Annotated in this window: 19 protein-coding genes; 16 read left to right on the plus strand and 3 right to left on the minus strand. The window is 69.3% G+C overall.

Annotation, left to right across the window (positions count from 1 at the left end):
- The first annotated feature begins 292 nt into the window (after nt 1–292).
- The 3 genes from EGK76_RS04610 to EGK76_RS04620 all read left to right on the plus strand — a co-directional run bounded on the left by EGK76_RS04610 (nt 293) and on the right by EGK76_RS04620 (nt 4,467).
- Nucleotides 293–2,092, plus strand: a complete 1,800-nt coding sequence (locus EGK76_RS04610; protein WP_096298756.1) for a DUF885 family protein — start codon at nt 293–295, stop codon at nt 2,090–2,092.
- A gap of 173 nt (nt 2,093–2,265) precedes the next feature.
- Nucleotides 2,266–3,561, plus strand: coding sequence for a DUF763 domain-containing protein (locus EGK76_RS04615; protein ID WP_123831789.1), 1,296 nt, complete (start codon nt 2,266–2,268; stop codon nt 3,559–3,561).
- Between the two features lie 108 nt (nt 3,562–3,669).
- Nucleotides 3,670–4,467 (plus strand): amidohydrolase, encoded by a 798-nt coding sequence (locus EGK76_RS04620; protein WP_123831790.1) that lies wholly within the window; start codon nt 3,670–3,672, stop codon nt 4,465–4,467.
- A 52-nt stretch (nt 4,468–4,519) separates the two neighbouring features.
- On the opposite strand, the gene fabR is transcribed toward EGK76_RS04620, so the two are convergent.
- Nucleotides 4,520–5,164 (minus strand): HTH-type transcriptional repressor FabR, encoded by a 645-nt coding sequence (gene fabR, locus EGK76_RS04625; protein WP_233580196.1) that lies wholly within the window; start codon nt 5,162–5,164, stop codon nt 4,520–4,522.
- A 127-nt stretch (nt 5,165–5,291) separates the two neighbouring features.
- On the opposite strand from fabR, the gene EGK76_RS04630 reads away from it, so the two are divergent.
- The 8 genes from EGK76_RS04630 (at nt 5,292) to EGK76_RS04665 (ending at nt 14,926) form a co-directional block, all read left to right on the plus strand.
- Nucleotides 5,292–6,398: a ferredoxin reductase gene (locus EGK76_RS04630; RefSeq protein ID WP_096298748.1), complete on the plus strand. Its 1,107-nt coding sequence runs from the start codon at nt 5,292–5,294 to the stop codon at nt 6,396–6,398.
- 59 nt (nt 6,399–6,457) lie between these two features.
- Entirely contained in the window at nt 6,458–7,591 is a 1,134-nt protein-coding gene (locus EGK76_RS04635) for an acyl-CoA desaturase (protein ID WP_096298746.1), read from the plus strand.
- 488 nt (nt 7,592–8,079) lie between these two features.
- A complete protein-coding gene (locus EGK76_RS04640) occupies nt 8,080–8,967 on the plus strand; it encodes a polyprenyl synthetase family protein (RefSeq protein WP_096298744.1) in 888 nt (295 codons plus the stop codon).
- Complete coding sequence (gene fni / locus EGK76_RS04645) at nt 8,967–10,043, plus strand: type 2 isopentenyl-diphosphate Delta-isomerase (RefSeq protein ID WP_123831792.1); 1,077 nt, start codon at nt 8,967–8,969, stop codon at nt 10,041–10,043. Before EGK76_RS04640 ends, fni begins: the two co-directional genes overlap by 1 nt.
- Nucleotides 10,040–11,320: a glycosyltransferase gene (locus tag EGK76_RS04650; protein WP_096298740.1), complete on the plus strand. Its 1,281-nt coding sequence runs from the start codon at nt 10,040–10,042 to the stop codon at nt 11,318–11,320. The genes fni and EGK76_RS04650 overlap by 4 nt, the downstream gene beginning before the upstream one ends.
- Nucleotides 11,320–12,489, plus strand: a complete 1,170-nt coding sequence (crtY, locus tag EGK76_RS04655; RefSeq protein WP_096298738.1) for a lycopene beta-cyclase CrtY — start codon at nt 11,320–11,322, stop codon at nt 12,487–12,489. Before EGK76_RS04650 ends, crtY begins: the two co-directional genes overlap by 1 nt.
- Nucleotides 12,486–13,976, plus strand: a complete 1,491-nt coding sequence (locus EGK76_RS04660) for a phytoene desaturase (protein WP_123831793.1) — start codon at nt 12,486–12,488, stop codon at nt 13,974–13,976. The genes crtY and EGK76_RS04660 overlap by 4 nt, the downstream gene beginning before the upstream one ends.
- Nucleotides 13,973–14,926, plus strand: a complete 954-nt coding sequence (locus tag EGK76_RS04665) for a phytoene/squalene synthase family protein (protein WP_123831794.1) — start codon at nt 13,973–13,975, stop codon at nt 14,924–14,926. Before EGK76_RS04660 ends, EGK76_RS04665 begins: the two co-directional genes overlap by 4 nt.
- On the opposite strand, the gene EGK76_RS04670 is transcribed toward EGK76_RS04665, so the two are convergent.
- A complete protein-coding gene (locus EGK76_RS04670; protein WP_123831795.1) occupies nt 14,909–15,421 on the minus strand; it encodes a sterol desaturase family protein in 513 nt (170 codons plus the stop codon). The genes EGK76_RS04665 and EGK76_RS04670 overlap by 18 nt on opposite strands.
- A 198-nt stretch (nt 15,422–15,619) precedes the next feature.
- On the opposite strand from EGK76_RS04670, the gene EGK76_RS04675 reads away from it, so the two are divergent.
- The 4 genes from EGK76_RS04675 to EGK76_RS04690 all read left to right on the plus strand — a co-directional run bounded on the left by EGK76_RS04675 (nt 15,620) and on the right by EGK76_RS04690 (nt 20,562).
- A complete protein-coding gene (locus tag EGK76_RS04675) occupies nt 15,620–16,210 on the plus strand; it encodes a DUF2585 family protein (protein WP_123831796.1) in 591 nt (196 codons plus the stop codon).
- Nucleotides 16,211–16,623: 413 nt separating this feature from the next.
- A complete protein-coding gene (locus tag EGK76_RS04680; protein WP_123831797.1) occupies nt 16,624–17,073 on the plus strand; it encodes a PA2169 family four-helix-bundle protein in 450 nt (149 codons plus the stop codon).
- Nucleotides 17,074–17,354: 281 nt separating this feature from the next.
- Entirely contained in the window at nt 17,355–17,822 is a 468-nt protein-coding gene (locus EGK76_RS04685; RefSeq protein ID WP_123831798.1) for a hypothetical protein, read from the plus strand.
- On the plus strand, nt 17,815–20,562 hold the full coding sequence (locus EGK76_RS04690; RefSeq protein WP_199730850.1) for an HAD-IC family P-type ATPase: 2,748 nt from the start codon (nt 17,815–17,817) through the stop codon (nt 20,560–20,562). The genes EGK76_RS04685 and EGK76_RS04690 overlap by 8 nt, the downstream gene beginning before the upstream one ends.
- Before the next feature lie 35 nt (nt 20,563–20,597).
- Here the strand turns inward: EGK76_RS04690 and EGK76_RS15355 are convergent, their stop codons facing one another.
- Entirely contained in the window at nt 20,598–20,759 is a 162-nt protein-coding gene (locus EGK76_RS15355; protein ID WP_158613447.1) for a hypothetical protein, read from the minus strand.
- Nucleotides 20,760–20,783: 24 nt separating this feature from the next.
- Here EGK76_RS15355 and EGK76_RS04695 point away from each other — a divergent pair, with 24 nt between their 5' ends.
- Nucleotides 20,784–21,536: an SDR family oxidoreductase gene (locus EGK76_RS04695; protein ID WP_096298722.1), complete on the plus strand. Its 753-nt coding sequence runs from the start codon at nt 20,784–20,786 to the stop codon at nt 21,534–21,536.
- Nucleotides 21,537–21,541: the final 5 nt, after the last annotated feature.

Below are 21,541 nucleotides of genomic sequence, written 5' to 3' on the forward strand. Positions count from 1 at the left end.
ACTGCGACTACCGCCGGGACGGTCATTGCGGCGCGTGTCCGCGCTGCGGACCGATGCGGGGGGAGCGCGTCTGTGCGCGAGTGGGGTAAGGCGATGGGGCCATGGATCCTCCGGAAACGCTCGCGTCGAGGGTCGCGTGCGGGTCGTGAGTACTGCGTCGGGAACCCGGCCGATACGCACGCCGGATGCGCGGGCCGTGTATGCCGACTGCCACATGCGCGGGCGTTGCGATCCGGTCATGCTGGCCGGTCGCCGAGTGTGGCCATTCCCTGAAAAACCGCAGGAGTTGCTGATGTCATTGTCCGCGCGTCGTCTTCCGACGCTGTCCCGTCTGGTGCTGTCGTTGTCGTTTGCCCTGGGCGTTTTGCCGCTCGCGGCTGCTGCGCAGGAGGCGCCGCCGCCGACGCTGGCGCCGCCCGCGAACGTCGCCGAGAACGCCTTGCGCGATCTCTACACGCGCGAATGGGAGTGGCGGCAGACGGAGTTCATGCGCGAGAAGGTGGGCGGGCGCTGGCAGAGCAGTGGCCGCATGCCGTCGGTGACACCGGAAGCCTGGGCGCGGCGCGCGGCGTACTGGAAAGAAACGCTCGACGCGCTCGACGCGATCCCCCTCGACCAGCTCGGGCGCGAAGAACGGATCAACGCCGCCGTGTTCCGCGCGTCGCTCGAGGCCAGCGAAGCCAATGCCCGCTGGCGCACCTTCGAGGCGCCGTTCAACAGCGACAGCTTCTTCTGGGGCTACATCAATCCGAGCCAGCCGTTCCAGACCGAGGCCGACTGGCGCCGCTTCATCGGCCGCCTTTCCGACGTACCGCGTTACTTCGACGAGCAGATCGCGAACATGGAGCGCGGACTGGCGCGTGGATGGAGCGTGCCGCGGGTGACGCTGGACGGCCGCGACACCACGCTCGAGCCCTACGTGCAGAGCGGCGATGCAAACCCGCTGCTGGCGACGTTCGATCGCATTCCGCCCAGCATCCCGGAACCGGTACGGAGCCGGCTGCGCGAGGAAGGCCGGCGGGTGGTGCAGATGCAGACGATCCCGGCCTACGCCAAGCTGCTGCAGTTCATCCGCAGCGAATACCTGCCGCGCACGCGCACCACGACCGCCGCCAGCGAACTGCCCGAGGGCCGCGCGTTCTATCAGAGCCAGATCCGCGAGTACGTGACCCGCGACATGAGCGCGCGGGAGATACACGATCTGGGCCTGGCGGAAGTCGCGCGCATCAGCGCGGAGATGGAGGCGGTGAAGCAGCGCGCCGGCTTCGATGGCACGCTCGCGCAGTTCATCGAGTTCCTGCGCAGCGATCCACAGTTCTACGCCGCCACGCCGCGCCAGTTGCTCGGTGAGGCATCGCTGATCGCCAAGAAGATCGACGGCCAGCTGCAGTATCTGGTCGGCACGCTGCCGCGTTACCGCTTCACGATCCTGCCGGTGGCCGACGACATCGCGCCGATCTACACCTCCGGCCGTGGCGGACTGGATGCGTGCTACTTCAACACCTACGACCTGCCGTCGCGCCCGCTCTACAACCTGCCGGCGCTGGTATTGCACGAATGCGCGCCCGGACACAGCTTCCAGGCCGCGCTTGCGCTGGAAGCACCTGCCCGGCCGGACTTCCGCCAGCAGACCTACTTCTCCGGTTACGGCGAAGGTTGGGGCCTGTACACCGAGTGGCTCGGCACACGCATGGGCATCTACGGCACGCCATACGAGGAGTTCGGTCGGCTGACGTTCGAGATGTGGCGCGCCGCCCGCCTGGTCATCGACACCGGCCTGCACGAGTACGGGTGGACGCGTGAGCAGGCGATCGACTATCTCGCCAGCCATACCGCGCTGGCGCGCCACGACGTGGTGACCGAGGTGGACCGCTACATCTCCTGGCCCGGCCAGGCGCTGTCGTACTACATCGGCTACCGGACCATCCTCGACCTGCGCGCGGAGGCCGAGCGCGAGCTCGGCCCGGCGTTCGACCAGCGGCCTTTCCACGACACCATCCTCAGCCTCGGCTCGGTCCCGCTGCCGGTGCTCGAAGAAGAGGTGCGGCGCTTCATCGCCGAGCGCAAAGCCACGGGCGGCGCCGCGCCCTAGCCGCTACGGCAGGGCGTCCGGCATCTCCGGGTGCCGGACATCCGCGTCCCGGATATCCGTTCCAGGCGGAAGCCCCTGCAGAGTTTGCAGAGCCCTGCATCGGCGCGGTCCCATCTGCCGCTTGCAACCGCGCCGTCTCATCCGGCGAGACGCGGTTGCGCGATGCTCCGGCGATGTCACGACGCAGCGGCAGCGCCGATCTTCCCCTCCACGGCGGGCGCGTGCCCGCGTGGCTTGGACAGCGCATGACCCGGCTGGGCGCCGTGCTGTGCCAGGCCATCGTGCTCGAGTACGGTCGCGCCGAACTGCTGCGACGGCTGGCGCATCCGTTCTGGTTCCAGAGTTTCGGCGCCGTCATGGGCATGGACTGGCATTCGTCGGGCATCACGACCAGCGTGATCGGCGCGCTCAAGCGCGGGCTGGCGCCGTTGTCCGACGAACTGGGCATCCATGTCTGCGGAGGGCGCGGCCGGCATTCGCGGGCCACGCCGGACGAGCTGCACGCAGTGGGCATGCGCACCGGGCTCGACGGCGCGGCGCTGGCGCGCACCAGCCGGCTGGTGGCCAAGGTCGACAGCGCGGCGGTGCAGGACGGGTTCGACCTCTACCTGCACGGCTTCATCGTCGCCGACGACGGGCAATGGGTGGTGATCCAGCAGGGCATGCACGGCGCGCGGCAACAGGCGCGCCGATACCACTGGCTCTCCGACGGGCTGGAAAGCTTCGTCGATGCGCCGCACGCGGCCATCGACGGGCCGGGGCAGGGGCGCATCGTGAACCTGGCGGATCGCCGCGCCGCGGCGGCCCGGGAGGCGCAGGTCGCGCTGCTGCGGGATGAAGGCGCGACCCGGCTCACCCGCACCATCCAGCAGCTGGAAGGCGTGCCTGCGCCAGCGGTGACTGCGCCGCAGACTGGCGACCTCTTCGCCGCGCCCCTGCAGCCGCATCTGTCGATGCCCGGCCACCACGACGTGCGCGCCGGCGATATCGTGTTGCGACGCCTGCACGGCGCACTGGCCGCCGCGGCCGAGGCCGGTCCGCGCGATTTCGAACACCTGCTCGAGGTCCCGGGTGTCGGTGCGCGCACGGTGCAGGCGCTGGCGCTGGTCGCCGAGGTGGTGCACGGGACGCCATGCCGCTTCACTGATCCGGCGCGGTTCTCGCTGGCGCATGGGGGCAAGGACCGGCACCCGTTCCCGGTACCTACGCGCGTGCTCGATCGCACCATCGGGGTACTCAAGCATGCGGTCACGCAGGCCAAGCTCGGCAACGACGAGCGCATGGCCGCGCTGCGTCGGCTCGATGCGCAATCGCGTGCGCTCGAGGGCAGTGCGACCGGGCCGTCATTGGCGGCCTTCCTGGACGAGGAGCACCGCAATTCGCATCGCTACGGCGGTCGCAGCGTGTTCGGCTGGGAACCGGCTCCCGCACCGGTGCGGCCGGCAAAGGCTGGGAAGGGCGCAGCCTGAGGGGCGCGGCGGTCCATGCGAAGCCACGCGCCCGCGCCAATCGCGGCCGGTTGAGCAGAACGGGCCGGCGGACGAGAATCGAAGGCCGCCAACACCCCCGGAACACTCATGCAGAACCTTCGCGTCTCGACCGTCCAGGGGGCCACCCTTTGGCATGATCCGGTGGGCAACCGCGACTACTACGGCGATCTGATCGCGCCACTGCGCGGCCTGACCGATCTGGTGGTGCTGCCGGAAACCTTCACCAGCGGCTTCAGCAACGAGGCCATCGACCGCGCCGAGGACATGGACGGCCCCACGGTCGCATGGGTGCGCGCGCAGGCGGCGGCGCTCGATGCCGCCGTCACCGGCAGCGTGCAGCTGCGCGACGGCGATCGCGTTTACAACCGCATGCTGTGGGCCACGCCCGATGGCGCCCTGCAGTGGTACGACAAGCGGCACCTGTTCCGTTATGCCAACGAACACAAGCGCTACGCTGCCGGGCGCGAGCGCCTGACGGTGGAATGGAGGGGCTGGCGGATCAATCCGCAGGTCTGCTACGACCTGCGCTTCCCGGTGTTCTGTCGCAACCGCTTCGACGTCGAACGCCCCGGCGGCATGGATTTCGACCTGCAGCTGTTCGTCGCCAACTGGCCGGCCGCGCGCGCATACGCATGGAAGACCCTGCTGCGCGCCCGCGCGATCGAAAATCTCTGCTTTATCGTCGGCGTCAACCGCGTGGGCACCGACGGCAACGGCCTGGCCTATGCCGGCGACAGCGCGGTACTGGACATGCTGGGGCACCCGCTGAGTGAATCGACTGACATGGAAGTCGTCTCGACGACGACCCTGTCGGCAGAACAGCTTGCAGCGCACCGGGAACACTTCCCGGCGATGCTGGACGCAGACAGGTTCGAACTCCGCTGAACGCGACCGAGCCGCCGCGTGCCTGCGCGGGTGGGCCGGGCCCGGCCCGTGGCTAGCGTTTGCGCCGCGCCCGGCCCATTGCGTGGGCGCCGCGCAGCAGCATGCGGATCATGTGCGAGAGCTCGTCGACCAGCGCCGCGTCGCGATCGGGCGGCGAGTCGAGCGCGGTACCGCCCATGGCGAACACCAGCCGGGTGATCGCCCGCGCGACCAGGCCGGGTTCGTGGAAGACGAGGCCCTGGGCCGCGGCGATCCGCACCAGGTCGGCATGCAGTTCCTCTTCGAAGAACAGCAGTTGCCGGTCGACTGCGCGCTTGAACGCATCCGATCCCACCGTGCCTTCGCGCAGCAGCACGTGCAGCAGTTTGTCGTCGGCGCGCAGGCGCTCCATGAACGCCTCGAGCGAACCGCGGACGACGCTGCGCCCCGACACCGCGCGCCTGCGCGCGTCGCCGACGATCCTGCGCAGTGATTCACCGGCCAGATCGATCAGCTCAACCGCCAGCTCGTCCATGTCGTGGAACTGGCGGTAGAAGCTGTTGGGCGCGATGCCGGCCTCGCGCGCGACCTCGCGCAGGCTCAGGGTGGACACGCTGCGATGCGCCCCGGTCAGGCGCAGCGCGGCGGCGATCAGATCCTCGCGGACGATCGTCGGTTTGCGTCCGGCCTGACTGTCGACGACGCCGGGTACAGGCACGCCGCTGGCGGGTTCGGGAGAGCTGGCGGTCACGGGCGGCCGTCGGGGAGATGGGCTGCCAGCATAGCAGCGACTATTAATGTACATCTGTATACACGGCTGTGCGGATGGGTGTACAGTCGTTCCCATGTCGACCGTCCAGCCCACGAAATCCGTCCGACGCAGTCACCTGCGCAGGCTCGCCACCCCTTTCGTCGCGCCGCCTGTATTCGATTTCTGGGCCCAGCGGCTGCATCCGACCTGGAGCTGGGATCGCGCACTTGCACGCGTGGTCGCAGTCGCTTCTGCGGCGTCCAATGCCGTCACGCTCACGCTCAAGCCGAACCGCCACTGGGCGGGGGCACTGCCCGGCCAGCACGTCAACCTGACGGCCGAGATCGACGGCGTGCGGATCACCCGCAGCTACAGCCTCGATGCGCCGGTTGCGGCCGATGGCCGGGTGACGGTGACGGTGAAGGGCGTCGACGGTGGCCGCATGAGTGGTCACCTGTTGACCGCTGCGCGCCGCGGCGACGTGCTCGATATCGGACCGGCCTTCGGCGATCTCGTCCTGCCGGCGAAGCCCGAAGGCGCCTGGTTGTTCCTCGCTGCGGGCAGCGGCGTCACGCCGTTGATGGCCCTGGTCCGGCAGCTGGCAGGGCAGGGCATGCCGGTTCCGGTGACGCTGGTGTACTGGGCCCGCACGCGTGCCGAGCTGTGCTTCGTCGAGGAACTGCGTGCGCTGGCCGCGCGCCATCCCGGTTTCAACGTGCGTTTCGTGCTGACCCGCGAGACGGCGAGCGCGGATGACGAGGCGGCTGGCCGCATCGATGCCGCGTTGCTCGATGCGCTTGTGCCCGATCTTGCTGCGCGCCAGGTGTATGCCTGCGGCCCGGGCGGTTTCGTGGCGACGGCGACCGCACTGGTCGAGGGCCGCGTCCCGCTGCTGCGCAGCGAGGCATTCACGCCACCTCCGATGCCGGCCACCGATGACAGCGGCACGGTTGAAGTGCGCCTGGCGCGCAGCGGGCGTGCCCTGCAGCTGCCGCGCGGGGTACCGCTGCTGCAGGCACTCGAAGCCGAGGGCCTGAAGCCGAAATCCGGCTGCCGCATGGGCATCTGCAATACCTGCGCCTGCGGCAAGGCGGTTGGCGCCACTCGCGACCTGCGCACCGGCACCCCCCACACCGAAGCCACGGCGGCGCTGAAGCTGTGCGTCAGCAGCGCCGTGTCCGACCTCGTTCTCGATCTTTGAATCCCTCTTTACAAGGTGCGCCCGTCCCCGGTCGCGCTGTCTTCAATTCCGGAGTCGACATGTCCAAGCTCACTGCCACGCGACGCCTCTCCCCGCAGGAACTCGATGCCTTCGGCGCCGAGCTCGATGCGCTGCGTGCGCGCACGATGGCCCAGGTCGGCAAGGTAGACGCCGACTACATCCGCAACGTCGTGCGCTGGATGCGCTTCATCGGCTTCGGCGGCCGCGCGCTGCTGATGGTCGGCGCGATCGGTGGCGCCTTCGTGCCATGGCTGCTGTGGCCGGCATGCATCCTGGGCGCGCTGATGCTGGGGCTGGCGAAGATCCTGGAGAACATGGAGGTGGGCCACAACGTGATCCACGGCCAGTACGACTTCATGGCCGACCCCCAGTTCAACAGCCACACCTACGAGTGGGACATCGTGGCGACGTCGGACAACTGGCGGCATTCGCACAATTTCCGTCACCACACCTACACCAATGTCCGCGGCATGGACGACGACATCGGCTACGGACTGCTGCGCATCTTCCCCGAGCAGCGCTGGCGCCCGTTCTACCTGCTGCAGCCGTTCATCGCGGTGGTCTTCGCGCTGTACTTCCAGTGGGGCGTGGCGATCCAGGAACTCAAGCTCGGCCGCTGGGTTGCCCGCAAGATGCCAAAGGGCAAGATGCGCCGCGATTTCGCGCCGGTGGGCCGCAAGATGGGCCGCCAGTTGCTGAAGGACTACGTGCTGTTCCCCGCGCTGGCCGGTCCTTTCTTCCTGCCGGTGCTGCTGGGCAACCTGGTCGCCAACGGCATCCGCAACGTCTGGACCTATGTGGTGATCTTCTGCGGCCACTTCACCGCGGACGCCGAGACCTTCCCGAAGGAATCGATCCGCAACGAGTCGCGCGGCCACTGGTACATGCGTCAGCTGCGCGGTTCGTCGAACATCGGTGGCGGGCGCCTGATGAACCTGCTGACCGGCAACCTGAGCCACCAGATCGAGCATCACTTCTATCCCGACGTGCCCGCGCATCGCTACGGCGCACTGTCGGTCGAGGTCCGCGAGATCTGCGCACGCTACGGGCAGCCCTACAACACGGGGTCGTTGCCGAGGCAGTTCGGCGAGGTGGCCTGGCGTATCCTGCGGCATGCGTTCCCGAGCCGTCCGCGTCGTTCCACGACCTCGCGGAAGCTGCAGACGGCCTGACCGCCGCATCCCGCACCGCACGAAAGCGTCCGCCCCTGGCGGACGCTTTTTTTTTGCGTGGCCTGACAGCCGGTTCAAGCGATCGAGGCGGTCCGACCCGGGTGGCGGCCGGGGCGGGTGAGCGCGTGCAGCCGATCATCAGGGCGCTCCTTGCCGCGCGCACGACGGCCTTCCGTCTGCCGGACCGCAATCTGTCCCCGGTATGCGTGCGCCCGGAGCGGCCGCGATTGCAAGCCCGCAGGGCAGGGCCTTGCCGAGCCAGGCGCGCCTGGATGCGATGCGCTGGGCAGCCCGATGGCTGGGGGGGCCCTGCGAGGGGCGGGGGCTACGATGGTGCAAGACCCGCGGGGCCCTTGCGGCGCCGACGCGCCGCGCGGTGTGAGCGCCGCTTTTACGCGGCTTGCGCCAAGATCGCCCGGCGTCCCGGCAGCCTCTGGGCCGGGTGCGAACCCGCACGCAGTTCGACCCTGCTGCCCCGAGGATCCTGCATGAGAGCATTGGCGACTCCACCGCGGGATGACCTGACGCCGGCGCTTCTCGGGGCCAGGATCGATGCGCGTCTGGCGGACCTGCTGCCCAGACCCGCCGACCATCGTGACCTGGTGGCCATGGCGATGCGCGAGGGTGCGCTGGCCGGCGGAAAGCGGACCCGCCCGCAGATGATGCTCATCGCAGGCCGCGAACTCGGCTGCGACACGCCTGCACTGCTCGATCTGGGCTGTGCCATCGAAATGGTGCATACGGCCTCGCTGGTGCTCGACGACATGCCGTGCATGGATAATGCGGAACTCCGCCGTGGCCGGCCGACGCTCCACCGCAGCTTCGGGGAGGATGTCGCGGCCCTGGCAGCGGTCGGTCTGCTGAGCCAGGCGTTCGCCACCGTCGCCGCGCTCGGCGAGGTGGCGCCGGCCGTGCGTACCCAGCTGGTCGGGGTGCTGGCCTGCGCTGTGGGCCCGCAGGGTCTGGTGCGCGGACAGTGCCTGGACCTGCGCGGCGCCGGGGCGGATGGCGTGGACGAGATCGTCGACACGAATGCGCTCAAGACCGGTGCACTGTTCGCGGCGGCGCTGGAGATGACCGCGCTGCTCGCCGAGGCGGACGAGGCGACGCGCAAGGCGCTGGGCCGGGCCGCGCTGGAACTCGGTCAGGCTTTCCAGCTCCAGGACGATCTGCACGACCGCCACGACAGCGCGAGCACCGGCAAGGACTCGGGCAAGGACGTGGGCAAGTCGACCCTGCTCGCGGTGCTGGGCATCGGCGAGGTCCGGAACCGGCTGCAAGCCCATCTGCGCAATGCGAGCGATGCGCTGGCGTCGGTCTATGGCGAGGACGGGCTGCTGGATGCGTATTGCCAGCGTCTGTTCGGAGTCCACTGATGGAGCTGGCGGCCAATCTGCCCGAGGGCGCTCCGCTGGTCGCGCGCAAGAACGACCATCTCGACATCGTGCTCGACCATACCCGCGCCCGGTCCACGGCCACGACCGGTTTCGCCGCGTTCGACTTCGAGCACTGCGCGCTGCCCGAGCTCGACCTCGATGCGGTGGCGCTCGGCACGAGCCTGTTCGGACGCGCCCTGCGCGCGCCGGTGCTGATCAGTTCGATGACCGGCGGCGCATTGCGCGCCCAGGGCATCAACCGGCATCTGGCCGAAGCGGCGCAGGCCCTGGGCATTGCCCTGGCAGTCGGATCGCAGCGCGTGGCGCTCGAGACCGGCGCCGACCACGGCCTGACGCGCGAGCTGCGGCGGCGCGCGCCGGACGTGCCGATCCTCGCCAACCTGGGTGCCGCGCAGCTGCGCGAGGGCGGCGTGGACCTGGCCCGCCGTGCGGTCGAGATGATCGATGCCGACGCCCTGATCGTGCACCTCAATCCGCTGCAGGAAGCCGTGCAGCAGGGCGGTGACCGGGACTGGCGCGGTGTGCTCGAGGCCATCGAGCGGCTGGCGCGGCAGTTGCACGTGCCGCTGGTGGCGAAGGAAGTCGGGGCGGGCCTGTCGCCGGCGGTGGCGCGTCGCCTGGTGGAGGCGGGCGTCTCGGTGATCGACGTTGCCGGTGCCGGCGGCACCAGCTGGGCCGCGGTCGAAGGCGAACGTGCCTGCAATCCGGCCGATCGCGCCGTGGCCATGGCGTTCACCGGCTGGGGAATTCCGACCGCCCGGGCGCTGATCGATGCCCGCGCGGCCCTGCCGGATACCCTGCTGATCGCCTCGGGCGGCATCCGTGACGGCGTCGATGCGGCCAAGGCCCTCGCGCTGGGAGCGGACCTTGTCGGCCAGGCGGCCTCGCTGCTGGCCGAGGCGGTGGTGTCCACCGAATCGGTCATCTCGCACTTCGACGTGCTGATCCGCCAGCTGCGGATTGCCTGCTTCTGCACCGGCAGCGCCGACTTGCGGGCGCTGCGGACCGCTACGCTGCACGGACGTCCTCCGATCCAGGTGCCGCCGTCGGCATGACCCACTTCGGTTTCGTCGCACCCCCGTTTCCGAGCCACATGCGCGCGCTCCAGGCAGTGGCGCGCGTGCTGGTCGAGCGCGGTCACCGCGTCACCTTCTTCCACCAGGCCGACGCGGCTTCGCTGCTGCAGGATCCGCGCATCGCGTTCCGCGCGGTCGGCAGGGCAAGCCATCCGCGCGGCGCGCTGGCGGGCGTGCTGCAACGCGCGGCGCGGCCGGGCGGTCCGCTGGGGCTGCGGCGCGTGATCGCCGACGTCGCGGCTGCGACCGACATGCTGTGCAGAGCGCTGCCCGACGCGTTCGCCCGCGCTGGGATCGAGGCGGTGGTCAGCGACCAGATGGAGGCCGCGGGGGGCCTGGTTGCCGAAGCGCTGGATCTGCCCTGGATCTCGGTGGCCTGTGCGCTGCCGGTCGATCGCGAGCCCGGCGTTCCCCTGCCGGTGATGCCATGGCGGTTCGCGGACAGCGACCAGGCGCGTCACCTCTATGCGGCAAGCAGCCGTGTCTACGACTACATGATGGCGCCGCATGCACGGGTCATCGCGCACCACGCTGCGGTGTTCGGCCTGCGGCCGCGCAGCGCCCTGCACGAATGCCTGTCGCCGTATGCGCAGGTCAGCCAGACCGTGGCCGAGCTCGAGTTCCCGCGCAGGCAGCTGCCGCCGAACTTCCATCATGTCGGGCCCTTGCGTGACCGCGCGCCGGATCCCGCGCTGACGTTGCCGCTGGCGCCGGACCGGCCCGTCGTCTTCGCATCGCTGGGCACGTTGCAGGGCCAGCGCCTGTCGATCTTCCGCCGCATCGCCCGCGCCTGCCGGCAGCGGGACCTGCAACTGGTGATCGCGCATTGCGGCGGGCTCACCCCGGCGCAGGTCGCATCGCTCGCGGTGCCCGGCGTCGTCCAGGTCGTGGAGTCGGTCCCGCAGCGGGCGATGCTGGCGCGCGCCGATGCCGTGGTCTCGCATGCCGGCCTCAATACGGTGCTCGATGCCTGCGTCGCCGGCACGCCCATCCTGGCGCTGCCCATCGCGTTCGATCAACCCGGCGTCGCCGCGCGCGTGATCCACGCCGGGATCGGTCTGGGGGCATCGGCGCGGCTGGCGACGGCAGGGCAGCTGCGGGCCCGCCTGACGCGCCTGCTCGACGAATCCGCATTCGCGCTGCGCGCGCGCAGTCTGGGTGGATCGGTGGCTGCGGCAGGCGGCGCGGAGCGCGCGGCCGACATCATCGAATCGGTCGCCGGGACCGCTCAGCCGGTCCTGGCGTCGGCGGCCTGATGGACACCCGGTACGATCTGATCCTCGTCGGCGGCGGGCTGGCGAATGCACTGATCGCGCTGCGTCTCAGGGCGTTGCGCCCCGGGATGCGACTGTTGATGCTCGAGCGCGCGGCGCAGCCCTGTGGCGAGCACACCTGGTCGTTCCATTCGACCGATCTCACGCCCGCCCAGCACCGGTGGCTGGCACCTCTGGTCCGCCATCGCTGGCCTGCCCATGCGGTGCGCTTTCCGCAGCGCCAGCGCCGGCTCGACGGGGGTTACGCCAGCATGCTGTCGGGCGATCTCGCTGCCGAGCTGCAGGCCACGCTCGGCGATGCGCTGTGGTGTGGAGCGGACGTCAGCGCAATCACGCCGACCTCCGTCACGCTCGGCGACGGACGCGTGCTGAGCGCGGGCGCGGTGATCGACGGACGTGGCGCGCGCCCCAGTCCGCATGTCGCTCTGGGCTACCAGGCATTCCTGGGCCGTGTCGTGCGCACTGCGCAGCCGCATGGCGTGGACGTGCCGCTGATCATGGACGCCGATGTGACGCAGGGGCAGGGCTACCGCTTCGTCTACGTGCTGCCGTTCGCGGAAGACGTCCTGCTCATCGAGGACACCCACTACGTCGACGAGGCGCCAGCGGATTTCGAAGCGCTGGGCGCCAACATCACGGGCTATGCAAGTGGCCACGGCTGGGCGATCGCCGAGTGGCTGCGCGAGGAGCATGGCGTGCTGCCGATCGTGCTCGGCGGCGATTTCGACCGTTTCTGGAGCGAGGGTGGTGAGCAGCCGCGCGCCGGGCTGGCCGCGGGCCTGTTCCATGCCACCACCGGTTATTCGCTGCCGCATGCGGTCCGTCTCGCCGAGCGGATCGCGGCCAGCATGCAGCTCGATGCGGCCGGGTTGCATGCGCTGACCCGCGACGAAGCCGCCGCGAGCTGGCGCCGCCAGGGGTATTTCCGCCTGCTCAACCGCATGCTGTTCATGGCCGGCCGGCCCGCGGATCGCTGGCGCGTGATGCAGCGGTTCTACGGGCTGTCCGACGGCCTGATCGCCCGGTTCTATGCCGACCGCCTGACGCTGCTCGACAAGCTCAGGATCGTGGCCGGCAAACCCCCCGTCCCGGTCGGTCAGGCATGGCGTGCCATGCGCGCCGACCCTGTCCAGACCAGGAATTCCAGATGACTGCACGCAAGCGCGCAGTGGTGATCGGCGCGGGCTTCGGCGGGCTGGCGCTCGCCATCCGGCTGCAGGCCGGCGGCTTCGACACCACGCTGCTCGAAAAACGCGACAAGCCCGGTGGGCGCGCCTACGTGTACGAAGACCAGGGCTTCGTTTTCGACGCCGGCCCCACGGTGATCACCGATCCGTTGGCGCTGGAGGAACTGTTCGCCCTGTCGGGGAAGCGCATGGCCGACTACGTCGAGCTGCTGGCGGTCGATCCGTTCTACCGGCTGTGCTGGGAGGACGGATCGCACTTCGACTACGTCAACGACCAGGAATCGCTCGACCGCCAGATCCATGCCCGCAATCCTGCCGATGTCGCCGGCTACCGCCGGTTTCTGGCCTATTCGAAGTCGGTATTCGAGGCAGGCTACATCGAACTGGGCGCGGTCCCGTTCCTGTCGTTCCGCGACATGCTCCGGGCGGGCCCCAAGCTCGCGAAGCTCGAGGCCTGGAAGAGCGTCTACGGCATGGTCTCGCGGTTCATCCAGGACGAGCAGCTCCGCCAGGCCTTCTCGTTCCACTCGCTGCTGGTCGGCGGCAATCCGTTCCGGACCTCATCGATCTATACGCTGATCCACGCGCTGGAGCGGGAGTGGGGCGTGTGGTTTCCGCGCGGCGGGACCGGCGCTCTGGTGCGCGGCATGGTGCGGCTGTTCGCGGATCTGGGAGGTCGCATCGAACTCGACGCCGATGTGGCGCGGATCGAGGTGGTGGAGGACCGCGCGGCGGGCGTGGCTCTGGCCGACGGGCGCACGTTCACGCTGGACGTGCTGGCATCGAATGCCGACGTGGTGCACACCTACGACCGGCTGCTCGGGCACCACCCGCGCGGCGCGCGCCAGGCCGCGACGCTCAAGCGCAAGCGCTTCAGCATGTCGCTGTTCGTACTCTATTTCGGACTGAGCCGGCACCATGCGCAGCTGCGCCATCACACTGTCTGCTTCGGCCAACGCTATCGCGGACTCATCGACGAGATCTTCAGCGGGCCGGCGCTTGCGGACGATTTCTCGCTGTACCTGCATGCGCCCTGCGTGACCGATCCCTCGCTCGCGCCGCCCGGATGTGGCAGCCACTACGTGCTCGCGCCGGTGCCGCACCTGGGCAACGCCGACATCGACTGGGACGTCGAGGGTCCGCGTTATCGCGACCGGATCTTCGACTATCTCGAGCGCTTCTACATGCCCGGCCTGCGCCGCGACCTCGTGACCAGCCGGTTCATCACGCCATTCGATTTCCGCGACACGCTCAACGCCCATCACGGATCTGCGTTCTCGCTGGAGCCCGTGCTCACCCAGAGCGCATGGTTCCGCCCGCACAACCGCGACGCGGACATCCGCAATCTCTATCTGGTGGGGGCCGGTACCCATCCGGGGGCCGGCGTGCCGGGTGTCGTCGGCTCCGCCAAGGCCACCGCGGGGCTGATGCTCGAGGAGGTCGGCCGGTGACCACGGCGCTGCTCGAGCATGCCTATCGATCGATCGATGTCGGCTCCCGGAGTTTCGCGACCGCCTCGCGGCTGTTCGCTCCCGCGACCCGGCGCAGCGCGGTGCTGCTCTACGCCTGGTGCCGTCATTGCGATGACGTCGTCGATGGCCAGCAGCATGGCTTCGCGGCGACGGCGACGGCGCCGGCGCCGGCGCCGGTCGCCGACGGCGATGACCGGCTGCGCCGGTTGTACGCACGGACGCGCCAGGCCTGTGCGGGCGAGCCGATGGCGGAGCCGGCGTTCGCCGCGCTGCAGGCGGTGGCGAACGCGCATGGCATCCCTGTCGAACTGCCGCTGGCACATCTCGACGGCTTCGCGATGGACACCGCAGGCCACCGCTACCGCACCTTCGACGACACGCTGCAGTACTGCTACCACGTGGCCGGCGTGGTCGGACTGATGATGGCGCGCGTCATGGGGGTCGACGACGAGGCCACGCTCGATCGTGCCTGTGACCTCGGGATCGCCTTCCAGCTCACCAACATCGCGCGCGACATCGTCGACGACGCGGCGGTCGGCCGCTGTTATCTGCCCGAGAGCTGGCTCGACGCGCGTGGCCTGCCCAGGCGCGGATTCGACGCGCCTCCGCATCGCGGCGCGCTCGCGGTACTGGCGGCGCAGCTGATCGACGCTGCGGAGCCTTACTACGCGTCCGCTCACGGCGGGCTCGCCGCGCTGCCGCTCCGCTCCGCCTGGGCGGTGGGCGCGGCACATGGGGTCTACCGGGAAATCGGGCTGCGGGTCCGGGCGCAGGGCACGCACGCCTGGGATCGCCGCGTCACCACTTCCGGCGCCGCAAAACTGCGACTGCTGGCACGCGCCACCGGCATGGCGCTGCGCTCCAGGTGGCAGGCCGCGGCACCGAGGCCCGCGCAGCTGTGGCAACGGCCGTCAGTCGCGTTCGCCTGAAGCTCCGGCGCCGGGCCTGCGGATGGGCCCGCCGTGGATCCGGCGCAATTCGGTCTTGAGCCGCTCCACGGAGGGCGCCCACAGAAAGCCGAACGAGACACAGCCCTCCCTGCCATCCACCGCATGGTGCATGCGATGGGCCTGGTAGAGACGCTTGAGATATCCCTTGCGCGGCACGTAGCGCAACGGCCAGCGATGATGGACCAGCCCGTCGTGCGCGACGAAGTAGAGCAACCCATAGGCGGTCATCCCGGCGCCCACCCACTCCAGTGGATGCCAGCCGCGGCTGCCAAGGTAGATCAACGCGATGGCCAGACCTGCGAACACCAGCGCGAAGAGATCGTTTTTCTCGAACCAGCCGCGTCGCGGCGCGTGGTGGGAGCGGTGCCAGCCCCAGGCCCAGCCATGCATGATGTACTTGTGCGCGCCCCAGGCGACCAGCTCCATCGCCACCAGGCTGCACAGGAAAACCGCGACGTTCGTCAGAATGGACATGGGCGACACCGACAGCGGACGCAGGATGATACGCAGCGCACATGAAGCACCGCGTCAGCGCGATATGAAAGGCCTTGCCGCGTCGGCGCGCGCCCCAGCAGGGTGGGCCCGCATCGGGGCGAGGCCGGCGGTGCCACCGAGCGCAGGGCGACCCTGCGGTGGCACGTGCGCGGCGGCGCCCATGCGGCGTCTTCCCGCATGACGCGACGTTCCGGCTGGCACAGGGACGCGCGACTCGCCTTTCCCCGGCTGCGCTGGCTTCGCCATGTCGGAGTGGTCGTGGCGGCGACCCTCGCGGTCCATGTGTGGTGGCTGCTATGGATGGGACGCAGCCTGACCTGCCCGTGCGGGGTGGTCTCGCTGTGGCAATCCGGAGCGGATCCCTCGCAGAACTCCCAGCAGATCGCCGACGCGTACTCGTCGCTGCACGTCGCCTTCGGCATGGGACTCTATCTCGTCTTCTCCTGGCTTCGCCCGCGATGGCCAGTCATCGACCGGGCGCTGCTCGCGCTGATCAGCAGCACCATCTGGGAGATGATCGAGAACACGCCCTGGGTAGTCCTGGTGCTGAACAACGCGGCCAACGCCGCGCCCGACTATCGCGGCGACAGCGTGCTCAATTCGCTCGCGGACACCGCCTTCGCCCTGCTCGGGTTCACAATCGCGTTGGGCCTGCCCGTACGCTGGGTGGTGGTGATTGCGCTGGCCCTGGAGACGATCGCCACGTTGCTGATCCACGATGGCTTCGTCCTGATCGTCTGGCGTCTGCTGGACGGGATGCGCGGTTGAACTGACGCGGCTGCATCGGCAATCGGGGGGCAGGCGAGGCAGGTTTCAGGGTTGAATGCCGGTCGTGGCGAGGGGGTCGCCTTGTGGAGACCCGTAAGCCACGTAGTAAATCCTCCAGCCGACATCGCCTCATTGTGAACTTGGCCAGCGCAGTCGGAAGCCTGCCGAGGGCCTGGCGAAGCTGAACCCGCTCGCCGAAACAGCCACGACGACTGACCCGGGAATGGTTTGCGCGTACGCCGCAGCTGTTCACGGGATCGTCGCCTCCGCATCACGCGTCGTTGCCGAGTGCGCCGATAAGGTCCCCTCATCGATTTCCGCCGCGCACGCCGCCAGATTCCGACGGCAGGATGCATGCAGGCGGTCGATACGGCTGAGATCACGCCGCCAACTTTTTCCAACTGGAGAGCCTGATGTCCAACAAGACCGCACACACCCTCAACGACCTGATCGCCATTGCCCGCGACGGCAAGGAGTTCTACGAAGAGGCCGCGCAGAAGGTCGACGACACCGAACTGCGTACGCTGTTCGCACGCATGGCGACGACCAAGGCTCAGATCGTCAACGAGCTGTCCAGCGCGGTGCAGGCGGCCGGCGGCAAGCCCGAGGACTCGGGCACGTTCGTCGGCAGCATGCAGCACATGTACGGCAAGATCCGCGCCGCGCTCGGCGACAAGGAATACGGCTATGTGGCCGAGCTGGAGGAGTCGGAAGACCGTCTGCTGGAAGCCTTCGACCATGTTTCGCGCGATGCGGACACGCCGCCTGCGGCGCGTGACATCGTCGTGCGTCTGATGCCGGAGGTGCGCGCATGCCACGACGTGATGCGCTCCCGCAAGCTCGCGATGAAGAACGCGCGCTGACCCAGGCGCTGCGCCCGGTGCACAGGCAACACCGTGCCCATAGCGCACTCTCGTCGATCCATGGAAAGCCCCGGCAGATGCCGGGGCTTTCTCATGTCCGGCCCGCGGGGCGCAGGTCGGCTGCACGGGCGATCGCGAAGGGCGTCCATGCCTCACCGGGCGTGGCTATGATGGATGCGCCTGAGGCGCACGCGCAGCGGGCTCCGCGCACGACCGGGCGGTTGCGACCGTCCTCCGGCCAGGCACCGCGCCTGCCAATCGTTCGAACCGGAGGCAAGGACATGTCCGATCAGGCTGCACTGCCGCTCCAGTTCCTGCACGCCAATCCCGAACTCCCTCCGCAGCTGGCGCGCCTGCGACATCAGGGCGGAAAGCATTGGGCAGAGTTCGCGGCCCACGTGATCGGGGAGAAAATCGTTGCGCTCGACCGCGAGGTCCGCGAACTACCCGGCAGCGGTGACTGGCACGCCCTGACCTCGCTTACCGCCAGCGCGCCGTATCGGCAGGTACAGAGGCGGCTCGGCGACGGCCAGGGCCTGGCCCGGGCCGCGACGATCGTGCAGAAGGCGTTCGCCATCGGCCTCGCGACCGCGGGGCGGACCGGGGAGCGCGCGGGCAGTGAAGCGCTCGCCGCCGTCAACGCCACTCCCGGATTGACCCGGCACGCGATGTCCGAACCCTGGAAGGAGATTCCGGTCTCCGCTCAACCGCTTGGCGCGGTCGGCAGAGACCGTGAGCATGATGGCTGAAACACCCGGATCGGCGCCGTCTCCGGCCGGGGCGACGGTCACGCCCTGGCATTCGCTGGACGCGGAGGCCTGCCTGCGGTTGCTCGCTGCCACCACTGAAGGTCTGGCGAGTGCAGACGCCGCTGCGCGGCTTCGTCGATACGGGGAAAATGCGTTGCCGCCACCGACGCCGACTCCAGGCTGGCGCCGTTTCCTGCGACATTTCAACGATCCGTTGATCCTGGTCCTGCTGGCTGCAGCGCTGATCGCGTTGCTCGTTGGTCAGGTGGTGGACGCGGTGGTCATCGTCGTGGTGGTCACCGTCAACGCGGTGGTCGGTTATGTGCAGGAGGGCAACGCCGAGCAGTCGCTTGCGGTGCTGCGTACCATGCTCGCGCCGTCCGCCTGCGTGCTGCGCGACGGCGGACGCGTGCAGGTGGGAGTCGGCACGCTGGTGCCCGGTGACGTGCTGATGCTCGAGGCTGGAGACCGCGTTCCCGCCGACGCGCGGGTGTTGCACGCGCGCGGGCTGCGCGTCGATGAGTCGGTACTCACCGGCGAATCGGTGCCTGCGGAAAAATCCGCTGCGCCAGTGGCCGGGAGCGCGGACCTGGGCAGTCGCACGTCGATGCTCTATTCCGGCACCCTGGTGTCGGCGGGGCAGGCCACCGCACTGGTGGTGGCGACGGGCTCCGCGACCGAGATCGGTCGCATCGGTGCGCTGCTCGGCCAGGTCGAGACGCTGAGCACGCCGCTGCTGCGACAGATCGCCCGCTTCAGCCGGGGCTTCACTGCGGTCGCCCTGGTCGCGGCCGTCGTCCTGTTCGTGTTCGCGGTCGCCGTGCGCGACTACCCGTGGATGGATGCGCTGTTGGTGGTGGTGGCGCTGGCGGTCGGCGTGGTGCCCGAAGGCCTGCCGGCGGTCATCACCATCACGCTGGCGATCGGCGTGCGCAGAATGGCGGCCCGGGATGCCATCTTGCGGCGCCTGCCCGCGGTGGAAACGCTGGGCGCGACCACGGTGATCTGTTCGGACAAGACCGGCACGCTGACTCGCAACGAGATGACCGCGCGCAGCATCGGCACCAGCGCCGGCCGCCTGCGGGTCCTCGGCAGTGGCTATGCGCCTCGGGGCGAGGTGCTGGCCGAGACCGGCGGCGGTGCGGCACTGACCGCCGGAACGCGGGTCGCGACCCTCGGACTGCTGTGCAACGACGCCCGCCTGTATGGCCGGGAGACGGATTGGCGCATCGTCGGGGATCCCATGGAGGGGGCGCTGCTGGCCCTGGCCGGCAAGACCGGACTCGATGCTGCCGCCATGGCCCGCCGGTACCCGCGAATCGACGAGGTGCCGTTCGACGCCGGGCATCGTTTCATGGCGACGCTGCACGCCGAGGCGGACGGTCATGGCGCCCTCATCTGCGTCAAGGGTGCGCCGGAACAGGTGCTCTTGCTCAGTCGGGCCCAAGCGGCGGCGGATGGCTCCGAGGCGCCGCTCGACACCGGGTTATGGCAGCGCGCCATCGATGTCGCCGGTGTCGAGGGGCAGCGCGTCCTGGGCTTCGCATGGCGGCGTCTCGGCGGCCTACCGTCGCGCTTCGCGCTGGAGGACGTGCACGGGCTGGTGTTCGCCGGCTTCGTCGGGTTCATCGATCCGCCCCGCGAGGAGGCCGTGCGCGCCGTGGCCGAATGCCGCAGCGCCGGCATCGCGGTGAAGATGATCACCGGCGACCACGCTGCCACGGCGGCCGCGATCGCCAGTCAATTGAAGCTCGCCGACCGGGTGCGCGTGGTCACCGGCCAGGCGCTCGACAGCGTGTCCGATGACGAGCTGCCGGAACTCGCCGAGGCGGCCAGCGTGTTCGCCCGCACCACGCCCGAACACAAGCTGCGTATCGTGCGTGCCCTGCAGTCGCGTCGGCATACGGTGGCGATGACCGGTGACGGCGTCAACGACGCGCCGGCGCTCAAGCAGGCCGACATCGGCATCGCGATGGGTCGAAAAGGCACCGCAGCGGCCAAGGAAGCCAGCGTCATGGTGCTGGCCGACGACAACTTCGCGTCCATCGCCGCGGCCGTGTACGAGGGCCGTGCGGTCTACGACAACATCCGCAAGGTGCTCGCCTGGACCCTGCCGACCAATGGCGGCGAGGCCCTGGCGGTGGTGATGGCGATCGCCTTCGGCTGGGTACTGCCGATGACCCCGCCGCAGATCCTGTGGGTGAACATGGTGCTCACCATCACCCTGGGGCTGGCACTGGCCTTCGAGCCCCCCGAAGCCGGCGTCATGCGACGGCCGCCGCGTCACGCCGATGCGCCTCTGGTCTCGCCCTTCATGCTGTGGCGTATCGTGCTCGTGTCGCTGCTGTTCTGTGCGGGCGCCTTCGGCATCTTCAGCTGGGCCCAGTCACGTGGGCACGACGTCGCCACTGCGCGCACCATGGTCGTCAACGTGTTGTGCGTGCTGGAGATCTTCTACCTCTTCAGCCTGCGCTATCTGCATGCCAGTTCCTTCTCGCTGCGCGGGCTGCGCGGCACGCCTGCCGTGCTGTGGGCAGTGGCTGGCGTGGTCGTGGCCCAACTGGCCTTCACCTATCTGCCGTGGATGCAGATGGCCTTCGACACCCGACCGGTGCCGCTGTTGGAAGGAGTGGTGATCGTGCTGGTGGGTGTCGCTCTGCTGCTGGTGCTGGAACTCGAGAAATGGCTGCTGCGCCGTCTCGATGTGTTCGAAGAACTCCGCCCGGACGGTGCGCGATGAGTCGCGCGAGCTGTGCGTCCGATCCCGGGGCGGTGTCAGCCGCGGCTGCCGCGTCGCGGCGGGGCATGCTGGCCTGCGCCCGAGCCGGGTTGTTCGTGAAGACCAGCCGCGCCGGCCACCATGAATCGCATCGCCTCATGGGTGAACGCGTTGCTGTTGATCCACTGCTGGTGCGAGCCGCCCTGGCGGCGCGCCATCGTTTCCCGACACAGGAGCTTCCCATGCAATACACATTTTCAGGCGACGTGGTTCTGGTCACCGGCGCGGGTTCCGGCATCGGTGCGGCCACGGCCCGTCTGCTCGCTGCCAATGGTCTCGCTGTCGTCGCTTCGGACGTGAGCCCCGAGCCGGTGGCGCGGGTCGTGGCGCAGATCGAAGCCGCAGGGGGCAGGGCGGTCGCCAACGTCGCCGACGTCTCGCGCGAAGCCGATCTGGAAGCCGCGGTGCAATGCGCTACGCAGACCTATGGCGGGCTGCACTTCGCCTTCAACAACGCCGGCATCGGCGGCACGCTCGCCCCGGTAGGCGAACTGTCGCCCGAAGACTGGCGCCGCGTCATCGACATCAACCTGAGCGGTGTGATGTACGGCATGCGGTACCAGGTGCCGGCGATCCTCGAAGCGGGCGGCGGGGCGATCGTCAACATGTCGTCGATCCTCGGGGTAGTGGGCGATGCCAATGCACCGGCCTACGTCGCTGCGAAACACGGGGTGACCGGCCTGACGCGTTCGGCGGCGCTGGCGTATTCGGCGCAGGGCATCCGCATCAATTCCATCCATCCGGGCTACGTCGATACAGCGATTCTCGATGGCCTGGATCCGGAAACGCGCGACGCGCTGGTCGGTCAGCATCCGATCGGCCGGCTCGGCGCCCCCGACGAGATCGCGCACGCGGTGGCCTTCCTGTTGTCCGAGGGCGCCAGTTTCATGACCGGCAGCGCGGTGCTCGCCGATGGCGGTTACACGGCACGTTGAGCCGA

The sequence above is a fragment of the Luteimonas sp. 100069 genome (genome assembly GCF_003813845.1).
GTDB classification, from domain to species: domain Bacteria; phylum Pseudomonadota; class Gammaproteobacteria; order Xanthomonadales; family Xanthomonadaceae; genus Luteimonas; species Luteimonas chenhongjianii.

Coding starts and splice junctions, on each gene's coding strand:
- fni (WP_123831792.1), top strand. CDS start 8,967: ATGGAGCTGGCGGCCAATCTGCCCGAGGGCGCTCCGCTGGTCGCGCGC.
- EGK76_RS04620 (WP_123831790.1), top strand. CDS start 3,670: ATGCAGAACCTTCGCGTCTCGACCGTCCAGGGGGCCACCCTTTGGCAT.
- EGK76_RS04650 (WP_096298740.1), top strand. CDS start 10,040: ATGACCCACTTCGGTTTCGTCGCACCCCCGTTTCCGAGCCACATGCGC.
- EGK76_RS04630 (WP_096298748.1), top strand. CDS start 5,292: ATGTCGACCGTCCAGCCCACGAAATCCGTCCGACGCAGTCACCTGCGC.
- EGK76_RS04685 (WP_123831798.1), top strand. CDS start 17,355: ATGTCCGATCAGGCTGCACTGCCGCTCCAGTTCCTGCACGCCAATCCC.
- EGK76_RS04670 (WP_123831795.1), bottom strand. CDS start 15,421: ATGTCCATTCTGACGAACGTCGCGGTTTTCCTGTGCAGCCTGGTGGCG.
- EGK76_RS04615 (WP_123831789.1), top strand. CDS start 2,266: ATGTCACGACGCAGCGGCAGCGCCGATCTTCCCCTCCACGGCGGGCGC.
- EGK76_RS15355 (WP_158613447.1), bottom strand. CDS start 20,759: ATGGCGCGCCGCCAGGGCGGCTCGCACCAGCAGTGGATCAACAGCAAC.
- EGK76_RS04610 (WP_096298756.1), top strand. CDS start 293: ATGTCATTGTCCGCGCGTCGTCTTCCGACGCTGTCCCGTCTGGTGCTG.
- EGK76_RS04635 (WP_096298746.1), top strand. CDS start 6,458: ATGTCCAAGCTCACTGCCACGCGACGCCTCTCCCCGCAGGAACTCGAT.
- EGK76_RS04675 (WP_123831796.1), top strand. CDS start 15,620: ATGACGCGACGTTCCGGCTGGCACAGGGACGCGCGACTCGCCTTTCCC.
- EGK76_RS04695 (WP_096298722.1), top strand. CDS start 20,784: ATGCAATACACATTTTCAGGCGACGTGGTTCTGGTCACCGGCGCGGGT.
- EGK76_RS04690 (WP_199730850.1), top strand. CDS start 17,815: ATGGCTGAAACACCCGGATCGGCGCCGTCTCCGGCCGGGGCGACGGTC.
- EGK76_RS04660 (WP_123831793.1), top strand. CDS start 12,486: ATGACTGCACGCAAGCGCGCAGTGGTGATCGGCGCGGGCTTCGGCGGG.
- EGK76_RS04680 (WP_123831797.1), top strand. CDS start 16,624: ATGTCCAACAAGACCGCACACACCCTCAACGACCTGATCGCCATTGCC.
- EGK76_RS04640 (WP_096298744.1), top strand. CDS start 8,080: ATGAGAGCATTGGCGACTCCACCGCGGGATGACCTGACGCCGGCGCTT.
- crtY (WP_096298738.1), top strand. CDS start 11,320: ATGGACACCCGGTACGATCTGATCCTCGTCGGCGGCGGGCTGGCGAAT.